The 15,429-nt window shown below is 58.9% G+C and carries 14 protein-coding genes and 1 tRNA gene; 12 read left to right on the top strand and 3 right to left on the bottom strand.

The features are described from left to right. Positions 1-15 precede the first annotated feature (15 nt). Both mddA and K3754_RS11720 read left to right on the top strand, forming a co-directional pair. The gene (mddA, locus tag K3754_RS11725; protein WP_259937463.1) at positions 16-885 is read left to right on the top strand and encodes a methanethiol S-methyltransferase; all 870 of its coding nucleotides are present in this window, start codon (positions 16-18) and stop codon (positions 883-885) included. A 1-nt stretch (position 886) separates the two neighbouring features. After that, positions 887-1,492 (top strand): OsmC family protein, encoded by a 606-nt coding sequence (locus tag K3754_RS11720; protein WP_259937462.1) that lies wholly within the window; start codon positions 887-889, stop codon positions 1,490-1,492. A 137-nt stretch (positions 1,493-1,629) separates the two neighbouring features. Here K3754_RS11720 and K3754_RS11715 read toward each other — a convergent pair whose 3' ends face one another. Next, positions 1,630-2,343, bottom strand: coding sequence for a VIT1/CCC1 transporter family protein (locus K3754_RS11715; protein WP_203210897.1), 714 nt, complete (start codon positions 2,341-2,343; stop codon positions 1,630-1,632). A gap of 279 nt (positions 2,344-2,622) precedes the next feature. Here K3754_RS11715 and K3754_RS11710 point away from each other — a divergent pair, with 279 nt between their 5' ends. Continuing rightward, entirely contained in the window at positions 2,623-2,946 is a 324-nt protein-coding gene (locus K3754_RS11710; RefSeq protein WP_259937457.1) for a TraR/DksA family transcriptional regulator, read from the top strand. 110 nt (positions 2,947-3,056) lie between these two features. On the opposite strand, the gene K3754_RS11705 is transcribed toward K3754_RS11710, so the two are convergent. After that, positions 3,057-3,132 (bottom strand) — tRNA-Thr (locus K3754_RS11705). A 255-nt stretch (positions 3,133-3,387) separates the two neighbouring features. On the opposite strand from K3754_RS11705, the gene K3754_RS11700 reads away from it, so the two are divergent. Further along, the gene (locus K3754_RS11700) at positions 3,388-4,263 is read left to right on the top strand and encodes a hypothetical protein (protein WP_203210899.1); all 876 of its coding nucleotides are present in this window, start codon (positions 3,388-3,390) and stop codon (positions 4,261-4,263) included. Between the two features lie 174 nt (positions 4,264-4,437). Here K3754_RS11700 and K3754_RS11695 read toward each other — a convergent pair whose 3' ends face one another. After that, a complete protein-coding gene (locus K3754_RS11695; RefSeq protein WP_259937455.1) occupies positions 4,438-5,973 on the bottom strand; it encodes a trimethylamine methyltransferase family protein in 1,536 nt (511 codons plus the stop codon). Positions 5,974-6,188: 215 nt separating this feature from the next. On the opposite strand from K3754_RS11695, the gene K3754_RS11690 reads away from it, so the two are divergent. The 8 genes from K3754_RS11690 to kynU all read left to right on the top strand — a co-directional run bounded on the left by K3754_RS11690 (position 6,189) and on the right by kynU (position 15,360). Continuing rightward, the gene (locus K3754_RS11690; protein WP_259937453.1) at positions 6,189-8,480 is read left to right on the top strand and encodes a bifunctional salicylyl-CoA 5-hydroxylase/oxidoreductase; all 2,292 of its coding nucleotides are present in this window, start codon (positions 6,189-6,191) and stop codon (positions 8,478-8,480) included. Next, the gene (locus tag K3754_RS11685; RefSeq protein ID WP_259937452.1) at positions 8,477-9,196 is read left to right on the top strand and encodes an SDR family NAD(P)-dependent oxidoreductase; all 720 of its coding nucleotides are present in this window, start codon (positions 8,477-8,479) and stop codon (positions 9,194-9,196) included. Before K3754_RS11690 ends, K3754_RS11685 begins: the two co-directional genes overlap by 4 nt. Then, positions 9,193-9,672, top strand: coding sequence for a MarR family winged helix-turn-helix transcriptional regulator (locus tag K3754_RS11680; RefSeq protein ID WP_259937450.1), 480 nt, complete (start codon positions 9,193-9,195; stop codon positions 9,670-9,672). Before K3754_RS11685 ends, K3754_RS11680 begins: the two co-directional genes overlap by 4 nt. Then, positions 9,662-10,462, top strand: a complete 801-nt coding sequence (locus tag K3754_RS11675) for an enoyl-CoA hydratase family protein (RefSeq protein ID WP_203210904.1) — start codon at positions 9,662-9,664, stop codon at positions 10,460-10,462. The genes K3754_RS11680 and K3754_RS11675 overlap by 11 nt, the downstream gene beginning before the upstream one ends. 113 nt (positions 10,463-10,575) lie before the next feature. Continuing rightward, positions 10,576-11,724 carry an acyl-CoA dehydrogenase family protein gene (locus tag K3754_RS11670; RefSeq protein WP_259937448.1) on the top strand — a complete coding sequence of 383 codons (1,149 nt, stop codon included), beginning with the start codon at positions 10,576-10,578 and terminating at the stop codon, positions 11,722-11,724. A 1-nt stretch (position 11,725) separates the two neighbouring features. Beyond that, positions 11,726-13,345: an AMP-binding protein gene (locus K3754_RS11665; protein ID WP_259937446.1), complete on the top strand. Its 1,620-nt coding sequence runs from the start codon at positions 11,726-11,728 to the stop codon at positions 13,343-13,345. Next, positions 13,342-14,169, top strand: a complete 828-nt coding sequence (locus tag K3754_RS11660; protein WP_259937441.1) for a tryptophan 2,3-dioxygenase — start codon at positions 13,342-13,344, stop codon at positions 14,167-14,169. Before K3754_RS11665 ends, K3754_RS11660 begins: the two co-directional genes overlap by 4 nt. Next, the gene (gene kynU, locus K3754_RS11655; protein WP_259937433.1) at positions 14,170-15,360 is read left to right on the top strand and encodes a kynureninase; all 1,191 of its coding nucleotides are present in this window, start codon (positions 14,170-14,172) and stop codon (positions 15,358-15,360) included. Positions 15,361-15,429: the final 69 nt, after the last annotated feature.

Below are 15,429 nucleotides of genomic sequence, written 5' to 3'. Positions count from 1 at the left end.
TGATGCCTATAGTGCGTGTGGGGGGCTGGCTACTACGGATTCAGTAGTCGTTTGGTACATAATCCGGAGTATCTCCAACCCTTTCCAGCGCCGATCCTTGAAGCAAGCCCGAATTCACGGGTGGTGCCGCAATGCAAGGAACCTGCCATGGGCCGATCACTGACATTCATTTATGGCGTCGCCGCCTACGTCATCTTTTTAGTAACGTTCCTGTACTCCATTGGTTTTGTTGGAAACATTCTGGTGCCCAAATCCATTGATTCCGGGGTGCAGGGGCCGGTTGCAAGATCGCTGATAATCAATCTGGCGCTGCTGTCTGTCTTTGCCCTGCAACATAGCATCATGGCGCGTCCCGCTTTCAAACGCATCTGGACAAAAGTTATCCCCAAAGCCGCCGAACGCAGCACCTATATCATGATGACCTGCGTTGCGATGATCCTGATCTTTCTGTTCTGGCAGCCGCTGCCGGCGCCTGTATGGCATATCAACACTCCGATCATCGCAGCGGTTCTGACCACATTGTTCTGGGTCGGCTGGCTGGTTGTTCTGGCCTCGACTTTCATGATTGATCACTTTGACCTGTTTGGCCTCAAGCAAATCTATGCAAATTTGAAAAGGCGCACGGCGACGCAACCTGGGTTCATCAAATTTGGCCTGTACAAAGTGGTGCGCCATCCCATCATGACCGGGTTTCTCATTGCCTTTTGGGCAACGCCAACCATGTCAGTCGGGCATCTGCTGTTTGCAGTGGTGACCACGGGATACATCGTCATCGCTGTGCTCCATCTCGAAGAGAGGGACTTGGTTGCCCAAATCGGTGAGGACTACCGTACCTATCAGCGTGAGGTTCCCGCGTTTGTGCCCGGACTTGGACGGGGGCGATAAAATGACACTGGATTCCAATCATCTGAGTCACATTCAATCCGTCGCACAGAGACCGCTGAACAATATCTCCGACCGTCAATTGCCCCTGCGCAAGCGCTATCATGACACACCGGAGGCTGCATGGGTGCATGATCACGCAAGGACTGTTGATGCCCAAGTGCCCGCCGATCACCCGATCCATGGGCATGTTGTCTGCGGCGAAGGCATCCCTTTGGATATCCCGGTATCTGTCCACAAAGCCGTCGGAGGAGAAAGCGATTTTCCCTGCCCGGGCGAACTTCTCGCCGCCGCCTTGGCAAGTTGCCTTGACACGGCGATCCGCATGATTGCCAATCTCAAGGAGATCAAGTTGAGCCACCTCGAAGTGCAGGTCAGCCTTGGTGCGGACGTGCGCGGGGCGCTCATGACAGGGGAGGGCGTGCCCGTCGGATTTCAAAGCGCACATATGAAGGTCGATCTGAGAACAGAGTGTGATTTGCCGGAGCCGCATCTGAACGCCCTGATCAACGCTGCCGAACGAAGCTGCGTCATTCTGCAAACGCTGCGCGCCCCGCCAAAGGTGGAAATTGAGCGGTGCCTGAGCGGTTTCGGCGGTCCGGGTGACTAATCACCCTAGCTTCACCACAATATCGCATCCCTTTCGGAAGAATTTTCCTGTGGCATCTGGGAACGAGGAGCCACCGCCATTGCTTCTCATTCAACACGTTCTGGCACGCCCGAATTGACGCCCCTCAATGCCTGTGCTTACGGATGGAACAATCCACCAACAGCATAAGCCAACAATGCGGCCGTGCCCCCGATTAGCAATGTTTCAAGGCCTGAGCGCCACCATTTGGCTAGTGACCAGCGGCTTTTGGCAGCGCCAATGAAAAAGAAGGTGAGCAAGGTCGAAACGATGGCAATGGGAAACGCATCTGCCAGACCAAACAAGAAGGGTATCAAAGGCACAGATCCCGCGATCATGAATGCCATAAACGTCGCAAGGGCGGCGCGCATGGGTTCGGGATCATTGGGCGCCAGCCCGTATTCATCCGTCAGCATCATCCCGATCCATTTGTCGCGGCTGCGGGCAATGGCACTTGTCGCTTGAACAAGCACGTCACCGGAGAGGCCGCGCATCTGCAATATCTGCCGCAGCTCTTCCAATTCGCCTTCTGGGTGCTCTGCAATATGGCGTTCTTCGATTTGGATAATGCGTTTGCGATCATCCAGTTCTGCCTTGGTGCCTGAATAGTTGCTCGCTGCCATCGAAAACCCATCCGCCAGAATATTGGCAAGGCCAAGGGCCACAATGATACTGTGCGACAATCCCGCGCCTTCGACCCCTGCAACAATGGCAAAGGTCGTAACCGCGCCATCAATCCCGCCATAGATCATGTCTTTGAGGTTGCTGTGCCGATGGCCCGCCGACAGGCGGTCAGCGATTTCCTTGCGGCTATGTCCATGTTCCTGTTTCATGAGCCCATCATCGCTCAACCCCGCCTGTTTGCCATTGAGCCATGTCAAATGCGCCGGGTTTTGACCTGCCAAATCACAGTCCCGCACATGCAGGTCTGGCGTGTTCCGCCGTTGCACGGGCTGATTGGCGCAGGACGGCAAAATCGCTGCCCGGCACGGTGTTCGGTGGGCAGTGCGCACCGTTGTTTTTTCGGAGAAAAATTCCTGCGCTTGATCCCAGTCAATACGCAGAAATGTATTTCCGGTCATAATGTTCGGGCAAACCAACGAGGAACAGACATGATTGACCTGACCCACTACGCAGAACTGATTTCCGCCCGCATCAAAGAACTGGATGACCGCATTCACGATGTCGATCACGAGCTTGGCGAACCCAAGTCTGCCGATATGAACGACCAGTCGATCGATCTTGAAGATGACGAGGTGCTTGAGGGACTGGGGATGGCGGCCCAAAAGGAAATCGCGCTTCTTGACCTTGCAATGAAGCGCATCAAGGACGGTAGCTTTGGCATCTGCAAGAAATGTGAAGAGCCGATTTCCGAGGCACGGCTAAACGCCGTTCTTTATGCACCGCTGTGCAAAAACTGTGCGGCTGGGGCCTGATTGCCGCGCTGACTGGCCCGAGGGGCATCAGCGGGCCGGGCCGTGGACTACATCGGTAAGGCCAGATATCTGGATCTTTCCGGTAGAAACAAGGCGCTGATTGATTGAAATGGTGCCCCCACACGGACTCGAACCGCGGACCTATTGATTACAAATCAATTGCTCTACCAGCTGAGCTATAGGGGCAGACATCGAAGATGTCAGTGCTGTCCGGTGCGTGTCACCGCCTAGCGTGGGCGTTCTTTAAAAGATGATTTGGGGGGATGCAAGACATTCTCTTGGGCAAAAGTCAGGAAATTTCACTTCGCCCATTTGGCGTGTCTTTGGCCAGCGCTCAACTTGGGTTTGCAATGCCCTGCAGGCAGCGGCGGATTGGCATTTTACACAAGCGCTTCAACGCTGTATTCAACGTGCCATAGCAATAAAATCGAGCGGTTGATCATGCAATTGATCTTGCACACAGGTGCGCATTTCACAGAACAAGAGCGGTTGATGAAATCGCTGCTGCGCAACAAGGGTGAATTTGGTCAACGCGGGATCGCTGTGCCCGGACCGAACAGTTACCGCGGGTTGATCCGCGACACTTTGAACGCCATGCACCGCACTCCGGCCTCAGCCGAGGCGCGTGAGGTGCTGCTGGATGTCATCCTTGATGGCAGCAAGGCCGATAGGGTGATCCTTTCGGATCCCAACTTTTTCCGCACCCCAGCAACGGCGGTGCGCAAAGGCCAGCTTTACCCCGCAGCCGCGCGGCGCATGCGGTTCATGGCCGAACTGTTCCCCGATGACGATCTTGAGATTTTTCTGGCGATCCGAAATCCGGCGGCGCTTTTGCCGATCTTGCATGGGAAGGCGGACAAGAAAGATCCGGATGCTTTCTGGGGGCCGCATGACCCGCTGGATGTGCGCTGGTCCGAGACAATCGAAGACATCAAGGAAGCGGTGCCGCATGTGCCGATTACCATCTGGTGCAACGAGGACATGCCGCTGATCTGGTCGCAAATCATTCGCGAGATGGCCGGGTTCGAGCCGCATGAAAAGGTCGCGGGCGGGTTTGATCTGCTGGCTTCGATCATGAGCAAGGAAGGCATGCAAAGGTTCCGCGCCTATCTGGATGGCCATCCGGACCTGACCGAAATCCAGAAGCGCCGGGTGATTGCCGCCTTCCTCGACAAATTCGCGCTCGAAGACGAGATCGAAGAGGAACTGGACATGGATGGCTGGACCGAAGATCTGGTCGAGGAAATGACCGATCTTTACGACGAAGACGTGCTGGCCATTCAGCGCATTCCGGGCGTGTCACTGATCACGCCCTAATTCTTCTGCACGATCACCGCGCTTCGCAAACACGCGGGGCGTTGCCCCGGGCCCAAGTGGTTTCAGGCCAAATCAAGATAAAAGGCGCTCTTGTCTTCATTTGGCCAGAAAAACCTCCGGGGGAGCGCCGCGCAGCGGCGGCGGGGGCTGGCCCCCTTATGCCTGCGGGCGGCCTTAACCTTCTGTGGGCGGGGCGCCGCCCGCCTTGGTGCCCGCATCTACAAACGCTTTCAATTTGTCGGCCATACCGGCGGTACTTGGGGGCGGGATGAAGTCGCGCAGCAGCCCTTGCCAGACGTCCACGGCGCGATCGGTTGAGGTTTTTGATCCCGCTTCGACCCATGCGCCGTGATTGCTGAGATCCGCAACCAGCGGTGTGTAAAAGGCGTCGCGGTAGCGGTCCATGGTGTGTTGCGTGGCAAAGAAATGCCCGCCGGGGTCCACATCCACCAAGGCATCCCAGCCGAGGCTGGCGTCATCTTCGGGGGTTGGCATCGCCATTTCGGCAAGCTGTTGTACCGCTTCCATGTCGTTGATGAATTTCTCAAATCCAAAGCTGAGCCCGCCTTCGAGCCAGCCTGCGGAATGCACCGTTAGCGTTGCGTTCGCTTGCAGCGCCGCCCAGAGCCCCATGTGGTTCTCACCGGCCCCCTGCGCATCCGAGATGTTTGAAGCCGCGCCTGCAGCGGATCGCCAGGGCAGGCCGATGTGCCGCGCCAATTGCCCCGAGCCAATGGTCAGTTTCATATGCGATGGCGTGCCGAAAGCGGGGGAGCCGGATTTCATGTCTACATTGGAGGCAAAGCCGCCATAGGTCACCGGCGCACCGGGGGCGGTGAGCTGTGCGAGGGTGATCGCGGCCAAGGCTTCGGTGTGTTGCAGGACCAGCGCACCGGCCACGGTGATTGGTGCCATCGCACCTGCCAGACAGAAGGGCGTGATGATGGTCATCTGGCCGGCACGGGCCATCTCGATGATGCCTTCGGCCATCGGCACGTCGATCTGCCGGGGCGAATTTGTGTTGATGATCGAATAGGACCACGACCCATTGCGCAGCTCGTCATCTGACAACCCATGCCCTAGCGCGATCATTTCGAGGCTTTGCGAGATCTGCGCTTTGCCACGGGCAAAAATGAAGGCGGGTTTATCGCTCAGGCTCAGCTGGGCTTCCATCATCGCGTAGTGCCGCAGGTGTGATGGCACGTCCTGCGGTTCCACCGAGGGGCCGAGGATGTGGATCGCGTCGAAGCTTTGGACAAGCTTGAGACTCTCTTCGAAGGTCTCAAGGCGCCCTGGTTGTCGCCCGCGCAGCGCATCAATCGAGTTGGGGCAACCGGCCCCTGCGGAAAACAGCATTGCGCCAGGCTCAAACCGCTGTTCGCGGTCCGGATTGGGCGCCCGCAGCCGGATGGACCGCGGCGCGGTCTCAAGCGCTGCTGCCACCAGTTCCGGCCCGATCCGCACCATTTCGGTGCTGTCATCCACAAGGGCGCCGGCCTGAGCAAACAATTTGCGCGCTTCGGGAAGCAAGACCTTCATGCCCAGTTCGGACAGCGCCTTGAGCGCCATCTGGTGCATGTTCGCAATGGCATCATCCGAAAAAATTCGTTGGGGTTCAAAGGGGTGGCGCATTTGCCGGTAGGCGTGACTGCGGGGCGGGGTGGTTGTGTCTGGGGCCTGACGGGCGCGGCGACCTTTGCGGAGGCTCATCTGTTGTCCTTTCATTTTCGCAGACCGTTGCATTTTGAAAGAACCCCTGTCGCGCAGGTTTCCCGACATTTCAGGTCGCTTTCATCATCAAAGCGGCGGATTTTGGCGCTGAAAGATTGACCGTGAATATTATTTTATATCTAAAATATTTTCACTTGAAGCAAATCACGACTCACCATACCCTGCCTGCAAATGGACATCTGAGGGAGAGGCTGATGCGTGCGATCTGTTTGGGCGGCGGGCCTGCGGGGCTCTATTTCGCGATCTCGTTAAAACTGCGCCAGCCGGACGCCGATGTGACCGTGCTGGAACGCAACAAACCCGATGATACCTTTGGCTGGGGCGTGGTTCTGTCGGACGAAACGCTTGATAATCTTGAGATCAATGACCCGGTGTCGGCGGCGACGATCCGCAGTCATTTTGCCTATTGGGATGATGTCGCGCTGGTCTACAAGGGCCAGAAAACCGTCAGCTCCGGCCACGGGTTCTGCGGCATTGGGCGGATGCGGCTATTGCTGATCTTGCAGGAACGGGCGCGGGAACTGGGCGTGAACCTGCAGTTCGAGACCGAAGTGCATGCCGCCTCGCATTACATGGATGACTACGATCTGGTGGTTGCCTGTGACGGGCTCAATTCCAAAACACGTTTGGAGTTTCAGGAAACCTTTCAGCCGGACATTGATGTGCGCAAGTGCCAGTTCATCTGGCTCGGCACGCATCAGAAATTCGACGACGCCTTCACATTTATCTTTGAAAAGACGGACAAGGGCTGGATCTGGGTCCACGCCTATCAATTCGACGATGAAACCGCGACCTTCATTGTGGAGTGCAATCAGGATACTTTTGACGCCTATGGGTTCGGCGAAAAAACCCAGGAAGAGACCATCGCCATCTGCGAAGAGATCTTCAAGGACCATCTGGGCGGTCATGCCCTGATGACCAACGCCAAACACATTCGCGGGTCCGCCTGGATCCAATTTCCCCGCGTTCTGTGCGAAAAATGGAGCCACAAAAACGTGGTTTTGCTGGGCGATGCTTCAGCCACCGCGCATTTCTCCATCGGGTCAGGCAGCAAACTGGCGATGGAATCGGCCATCTCGCTGGCCGATCACGTGACCGCAGAGAGCGATATCGAAGTGGCCTTCCAGAAATACGAAGACGCCCGCCGCCTTGAGGTGTTGCGCTTGCAATCGGCTGCGCGTAACTCATTGGAATGGTTTGAGGATGTGGAACGCTATCTCGATCTTGATCCGGTACAGCTCAACTATTCCATGCTCACCCGAAGTCAGCGGATCAGCCATGAGAACCTGCGCGAACGGGATGCAAAATGGCTCGAAGGGGCAGAGCGTTGGTTCATGGAGCAAGCCGGCGCGGGGGCAAACGGCCCGGTGCGCGCACCGATGTTTGCCCCGTTCCAGCTGCGCGATATGAAGCTGGAGAACCGTGTCGTCGTCTCGCCCATGGCGCAATACAAAGCCGTGGATGGCTGCCCGACCGATTGGCATCTGATCCATTATGGTGAGCGGGCCAAGGGCGGCGCAGGGCTGGTCTACACCGAGATGACCTGTGTCTCGCCCGAGGGGCGCATCACGCCGGGTTGTCCGGGCCTTTATGCGCCAGAGCATGAGGCCGCTTGGAAACGGCTGGTGGATTTCACCCATGCCGAGACCGACGCGAAAATCTGTTGTCAGATCGGTCATGCGGGGCGCAAAGGCTCTACCCGGATCGGCTGGGAAGGCATGGACAAGCCGCTGGTATCCGGCAACTGGGAACTGGTGTCCGCCTCCGCAATCCCGTGGTCGGACGAGAATGCGGTGCCCCGCGCCGCGACGCGCGCCGATATGGACCAGATCCGCGATGAATTCGTCAGCGCCGCCGAAATGGCGGACCGGGCAGGCTTTGACATGATCGAACTGCATGCCGCCCACGGCTATCTGATCTCGTCCTTCATCTCGCCCTTATCCAACACCCGGACCGATGAATATGGCGGCCCTCTGGAAAACCGGATGCGCTATCCGCTTGAGGTGTTCAATGCGATGCGCACGGTCTGGCCAGAGAGCAAGCCGATGTCGGTGCGTATTTCAGCTAGCGATTGGGCTGGTGATGATGGCGTGACCCCCGAAGAAGCCGTTGAGATTGCCAAGATGTTTGAGGCCGCTGGCGCGGACATCATTGATGTCTCCGCAGGCCAGACCAGCAAGGAAGGTCAGCCCGTCTATGGCCGGATGTTCCAGACGCCGTTCTCGGACCGCATCCGCAACGATGGCGGGATCAAAACCATGGCTGTGGGCAATATTTATGAGCCTGATCACGTCAATTCCATTCTGATGGCAGGCCGTGCCGATCTGGTCTGCCTGGCGCGGCCACATCTGGCCGATCCCTATTGGACCTTGCACGCCGCCACTGAAATTGGCGATCGTCATGCCAAATGGCCGCTGCCTTATGAGGCGGGCCGGGATCAGGCGTGGCGACTGGCAGACCGTGCCGCAGAGATGGAGAAAGTATGAGACGCATCTTAATCACGGGCGGCGGATCAGGCATTGGCCGCGCCATTGCACATCATTACGCCGATCAGGGGGATGACGTGACCATCGCAGGGCGCCGTATGGACGCACTTGAAGAGACCAACGGCGGGCGCGGGATGACTTGCAAACATCTGGACGTGACGGAGGAGGCCTCGGTCAAGGCGCTGTTTGATGCGCCTTATGATGTGGTGATCGCCAATGCCGGTTCCGGCAAGGCAATGCGCGTGGCTGATATGCCGCTCGAGGTCTGGCAAGGCACGCTTTCAGTGAACCTCACCGGGGTTTTCCTGACCTTCCGCGAGGCACTTAAGGGCATGACAGCAGGCGGGCGGCTTATTGCCATCGCATCAACCGCAAGCCTGAAAGGCGGCGCGAATATCGCCGCATATTCCGCCGCCAAACATGGTGTGCTGGGGCTGGTCCGATCACTGGCGGTGGAGCTGGCCCGCGAGGGCATCACCTGCAATGCGGTTTGCCCCGGCTTTGTCGATACCGACATGGGCCAAGCGGCCGTGACCGGGGTAATGGAGCGCATGAATATCCCCCGTGAGAAAGCCGAAAAGATGGTGGTGGGCGGCAACCCGATGCGCCGGATGATCCGAACGGATGAAGTCGTCGCAGCGGTGCAATTTCTGGCCTCCCCCGAGGCCTCGATGGTCAATGGTCACGCGCTGAGTGTTTCGGGCGGGGAAATATGACCGCCGCCAAGGATCGTGTGCGCCTCTGGCTGCGGCTGCTGAAAGTGGTGCGCGGGATCGAACATCAATTGCGCGACAACCTGCGCCGGGACTACAACACAACGCTGCCGCGCTTTGACGTGATGTCAGCCCTGTCGCGCCATCCCGAAGGGCTCAAGATGAGCCAGCTATCGGGCGTGCTGCGGGTCTCCAACGGCAATGTCACCGGCATCGCCGACCGGCTCAGCGATGAGGGCTTTGTCGAACGCATCGCCGTGCCCGGAGACCGCCGCGCCACCCGCCTGCGCCTGACCCGCGCGGGGGAGGCGGAGTTTGCCCGCCAAGCGCTGTCCCATGAGAAATGGGTGGATCTGATGCTGGCGGATGTGACCCCCGAAGACGCCCGTGCCATGGCCGCGCGGCTGCAAGCCTTTGCCGATGCGGCAGACCGGGCAGATATGGAAATGAACAAAAAGGAACCTGAGAATGCGCAGTGATGTGAAACATTTTCTTTGCGAGATCAAAGACGGCATCGCCACGGTGCGGCTCGACCGACCTGACCGCAAGAACCCGTTGACCTTTGACAGCTACGCCGAATTGCGCGACTGGTTCCGCGATCTGGTCTATGCCGACGATGTGGACATCGTCATCTTTGCCTCAAATGGCGGCAACTTTAGCTCTGGCGGAGATGTGCATGATATCATTGGGCCTTTGACCCGCATGAATATGAAAGAACTGCTGCAATTTACCCGTATGACCGGCGATCTGGTCAAGGCGATTGTAAACTGTGGCAAGCCGGTGATTGCAGCAGTGGACGGGATCTGTGTGGGGGCCGGCGCGATCATCGCGATGGCCTCTGACCTGCGGCTTGCCACGCCTGAGGCCAAAACAGCATTCCTGTTTACCCGCGTGGGCCTTGCGGGCTGTGACATGGGGGCCTGTGCGATCCTGCCCCGGATCATCGGCCAGACCCGCGCGGCAGAGCTTCTCTATACAGGGCGGTCGATGTCGGCGGAAGAAGGCGAGCGCTGGGGCTTTTTCAACCGTCTGGTGGACGGGCCCGATCTGGACGCCGAGGCACTGGCCTTTGCCAAGAAGATCCAGGCGGGACCAAACTTTGCCCATATGATGACCAAGACGATGCTGGCGCAGGAATGGTCAATGTCGATCGAGCAGGCCATCGAGGCCGAGGCGCAAGCGCAGGCGATCTGCATGCAGACCGGCGATTTTGAGCGGGCCTACAAGGCTTTTGTTGCCAAGGAACGGCCCGTATTTGAGGGCGATTGAGCCCGGATTGACAACGGACTTGGGGGCCAGCTCCCAAACGAAGACCACATTGGGGGCCAGCCCCCAAACCCCCGGAGGTATTTGGGGCCAAAAAGGGAAGAGGGAGGAGCGCAATGCCGGATCGGAGTTTTCTGACATGGCCGTTTTTTGAGGATCACCATCGGGAACTGGCCGGGGCGCTGGACGCATGGGCGGTGCAGAACCTTGGCGCTGTGGACCACGGGGATACCGATGCGGCCTGCCGTGATCTGGTGACAATGCTGGGGCAGGGTGGATGGTTGCGCCATTCGGGGGCCGAGGCCGGCGAAAGCCTTGATGTGCGTTCGCTTTGCCTGATCCGCGAGACTTTGGCGCGCTATGACGGGCTGGCCGATTTTTCCTTTGCCATGCAGGGGCTTGGCACCGGTGCGATTTCTCTGTTTGGCAATGCCGAACAGCAGGCGGAATGGCTGCCAAAGACCCGCAGCGGCGCGGCCATATCGGCCTTTGCCTTGACCGAGCCGCAATCCGGATCGGACGTGGCCAATTCCACCATGACGGCGCAGGCGGATGGCAACGGCTTTGTCCTGAACGGGCGCAAGACCTGGATTTCCAACGGCGGGATTGCCGATGTTTACACCGTCTTTGCCCGCACCGGGGAGGCGCCGGGGGCCAAGGGGCTGTCAGCCTTTGTGGTGCCTGCCGATACGCCCGGTCTAAAGGTAGAGGCGCGGCTTGAGGTGATGGCGCCGCATCCCTTGGCGACCTTGCATTTTGACGATGTGAAACTGCCCGGATCGGCCCTGTTGGGCGAGCGCGGCAAAGGCTTTGCCATTGCGATGTCGGTTCTGGATGTGTTCCGCTCAACCGTGGCGGCGGCGGCGCTGGGATTTGCGCGGCGGGCGCTGGATGAGGCGATGGAGCGGGTCAGCACCCGCCATGTTCAGGGTGCGCCTTTGGCCGATTTGCAGCTGGTGCAGGGCCATATCGCGGATATGGCGGTGGATGTGGATGCCTCGGCCTTGCTGATTTACCGGGCCGCCTGGGCCAAGGACAGCGGCGCGGCACGGGTCACACGCGAGGCCGCGATGGCAAAGCTGTTTGCGACAGATCATGCACAGCAAGTCATTGACAAGGCAGTACAACTGCACGGTGGCGATGGGGTGCGCCACGGCGAAACGGTTGAGCGGCTATACCGCGAAATCCGCGCCTTGCGGATCTATGAGGGCGCATCCGATGTGCAGCGGGTGGTGATCGCCCGCCAGACCTTGGGAGGACGTTAAGATGCTTGGGCCAACCGGACACAGCGACAGCTATTGCCGCGACAACCTGCCGGATCAGGCGCTTTGGCCGGATTTGCTGCTGGATGGGTTTGATTACCCGGACAGGCTGAACGTCGGTGTCGAGCTGACCGATGCAATGGTGGCCAAAGGCTTTGGCGATCATACGGCGCTGATCGGCAATGGCCGCCGCCGTACCTACAAGGAACTCAGCGACTGGACCAACAAGCTGGCCCGCGCCCTGGTCGAGGATCTGGGCCTCAAGCCGGGCAATCGGGTTTTGATCCGGTCCGCCAACAATCCCGCGATGGTGGCCTGTTGGCTGGCCGCGACCAAGGCAGGTGCGGTGGTGGTCAACACCATGCCGATGCTGCGGGCAGGGGAACTGGGCGCGATTGTCGACAAGGCCGAGATCAGCCATGCGCTTTGCGATACCCGGCTGATGGACGAGATGGCCGGATGTGCCAAGGCGTCGAGGTTCCTCAAGACCGTGGTTGGTTTTGACGGGACCAGCAACCATGACGCAGAGCTGGACCGCTTGGCGCTGGAAAAGCCGGTGCATTTTGATGCCGTGCCAACCGCGCAGGACGATGTGGCGCTGCTTGGCTTTACCTCGGGCACCACGGGCGATCCCAAGGCGACGATGCATTTCCACCGGGATTTGCTCATCATTGCGGATGGTTACGCCAAGGAGGTGCTGCAGGTCACGCCGGAGGACGTCTTTGTCGGATCGCCGCCACTGGCCTTTACCTTTGGCCTTGGCGGATTGGCGATCTTTCCCTTGCGTTTTGGTGCGGCGGCAACTTTGCTGGAAACCGCAAGCCCGCCGAACATGATTGAAATCATTGAAAAGTTCAAAGCAACCGTCTGTTTCACTGCGCCCACGGCCTATCGCGCGATGCTTCAGGCGATGGAGGAGGGCGCCGACCTGTCCTCGCTCCGCGCAGCGGTCAGCGCAGGCGAGACATTGCCCGCGCCCGTCTATCACGACTGGATGGAAAAGACCGGCAAGCCGATGTTGGACGGAATTGGCGCAACCGAGATTCTGCATATCTTCATCTCCAACCGGTTTGATGATCACAAGGCGGCCTGTACGGGCAAACCTGTTGGCGGTTATGAGGTTCGGATTATCGACGACAACGGCGATGACGTACCGCGCGGTGAGGTTGGCAAACTGGCGGTGCGCGGGCCAACGGGGTGCCGGTATCTGGCGGATGATCGGCAGAAGACCTATGTGCGGGACGGTTGGAACATCACCGGCGACAGCTTCATGATGGACGATGACGGCTATCTGCATTTTGCCGCCCGCAACGACGATATGATCATCTCGGCGGGCTACAACATTGCCGGACCGGAGGTCGAAGCGGCCTTGCTGAGCCATCCAAAGGTCAGTGAATGCGGCGTTGTTGGTGCCCCGGACGAGGCACGCGGTGCGATTGTTCAGGCCCATGTGGTCTTGATCGAGGGGGCCGTTGGGGATGCGGCCCTGGTCAAGGAATTGCAAGACCATGTGAAGGCAACCATTGCTCCCTACAAATACCCCCGCGACGTCCGTTTCATTGACGCCTTGCCCAAGACGGCGACCGGGAAAATTCAAAGATTTGCACTGAGAGAAGACCAATGAGCACGTTTGACGAGGCCGCAAAAGGGGCCAAAATGGACTTCGCCAAGGACAAGTCCTATGGCGATTATCTGGGGCTGGACAAAATCCTGACCGTGGAAAACCCGCTGGATATGGCCCATGACGGTTTGTTGTTCATCATCCAGCACCAGACCTCCGAATTGTGGATGAAGCTGGCCATTCATGAGTTGACAGAAGCACGCCGTTGCATCGCAGACGGGCAATTGCAGCCTGCGTTCAAGATGCTCAGCCGCGTGGCGCGGATCTTTGAACAGCTCAATTCAGCCTGGGATGTGCTGCGGACCATGACGCCCAGCGAATATACCGCGTTTCGACCTTATCTGGGGGCATCGTCGGGGTTTCAGTCCTATCAATACCGCCTGATCGAATACCTGTTGGGCAATCGCAACCGCGCCTTGACCAAACTGCATGAACACACGCCGGAGCCTCATGCCGCGCTGACCGATGAACTGGGCAAGATCAGCCTCTATCAGGTGGCGATCGATCTGTTGTGCGACCGTCTGGGCGTTCCATCCCTGGCAGGAGAGGCAGAAGGCACCGCCTGGCAGGCCAAGCCTGAGGTGCAGGATCTGTGGCAGAAGGTCTACGAGGATCCCCAGACCCATTGGGAGCTTTACGAGCTGGCCGAAAAACTGGTGGATCTTGAGGATTACTTCCGCCGTTGGCGGTTCAACCATGTCACCACGGTGGAGCGGGTGATCGGGTTCAAACGGGGGACGGGCGGCACATCCGGGGTGGCCTACCTGCGCAAAATGCTCGAAGTAGAGCTGTTTCCGGAATTGTGGCACGTCAGAGGAGCGCTTTAAGTGGCTGATGTATTGAGAAAAGACCAGTTTATCCTTCCCGAAGGCGTGATCTATCTGGATGGCAATTCGCTGGGCCCGATGCCCAAAACCGTGCCGGCCCGCGTGTCAGAGGTGATGACGGGCGAATGGGCGCAGATGTTGATCGGCGGCTGGAACAAGGCCGGTTGGATGGCGATGCCCGAACGGGTGGGTGATCAGGTCGGCGCGCTGGTGGGCGCATCGGCGGGATCGGTTGTGATGGGCGATACCCTGTCGGTGAAGGTGTTTCAGGCGCTGGCTTCGGCGGTGAAACTGCGCCCGGAACGGCGGGTGATCCTGAGTGACACCGGCAATTTCCCATCGGACCTCTACATGGCCGAAGGTCTGGTTGGCTTGCTGGAGCAGGGCTACGAACTGCGCACAGTGGCCCCCGAAGAGGTGGCCGAAGCGATTGGCGATGACATTGCCGTGGTGATGCTGACAGAGGTCGATTACCGCTCTGGCCGGATGCATGACATGAAGGCAATAACCAAGCTCGCCCACGCGGCGGGGGCGGTGATGGTTTGGGATCTGGCGCATTCGGCGGGGGCGATCCCGGTTGATTTGGCCGGGTCGGACTGTGAATTTGCGGTTGGCTGCACCTACAAATACCTCAATGGCGGGCCGGGTGCGCCTGCGTTCATCTATGTGCGGCCTGATCTGGCAGATACGGTCGAACCTGCGCTGAGTGGTTGGCTTGGTCACCGGCAACCCTTTGATTTTGATCTCAACTACACACCTGCCAAGGGCATTGAGCGGATGCGCGTCGGCACGCCGCCGATCCTCCAGATGGCGGCCTTGGAAGAGGCGATGAAGGTCTGGGACGGTGTTGATATGGGGGATCTGCGGGCGGCGTCGGTGGCCTTGCAGGAACAATTCATCCAAGAGGTTGAGGCGCAGGTGCCACAGCTTGAACTGGCCAGCCCGCGCGATGCAAAAATCCGCGGCTCGCAGGTCTCGTTCCGGTTCGAACATGGCTACGCCGCGATGCAGGCGGTGATTGATCGCGGTGTGATTGGCGATTTCCGTGCGCCCGACATCATGCGCTTTGGTTTTACACCGCTGTATCTGGACGCGGGCGATGTCACTGCCGCGGTTGAGATCATCCGTGATGTGATGGCCAATGGTCTGTGGGATGATGACAAATACAAGGTCCGCAGCCGCGTGACGTGATTGGGCGCGAGGGGCAGTTTTCCTGCCCCTCGGGGTCCGTCGCGGCGGGTATTGTTCCGCGTGTTTGGT

This window comes from Sulfitobacter sp. M368 (assembly GCF_025141875.1).
GTDB lineage: Bacteria > Pseudomonadota > Alphaproteobacteria > Rhodobacterales > Rhodobacteraceae > Sulfitobacter > Sulfitobacter mediterraneus_A.
Note: the sequence above shows the minus strand (reverse complement) of the source record. Positions and strands in the feature narration are given on the sequence as shown.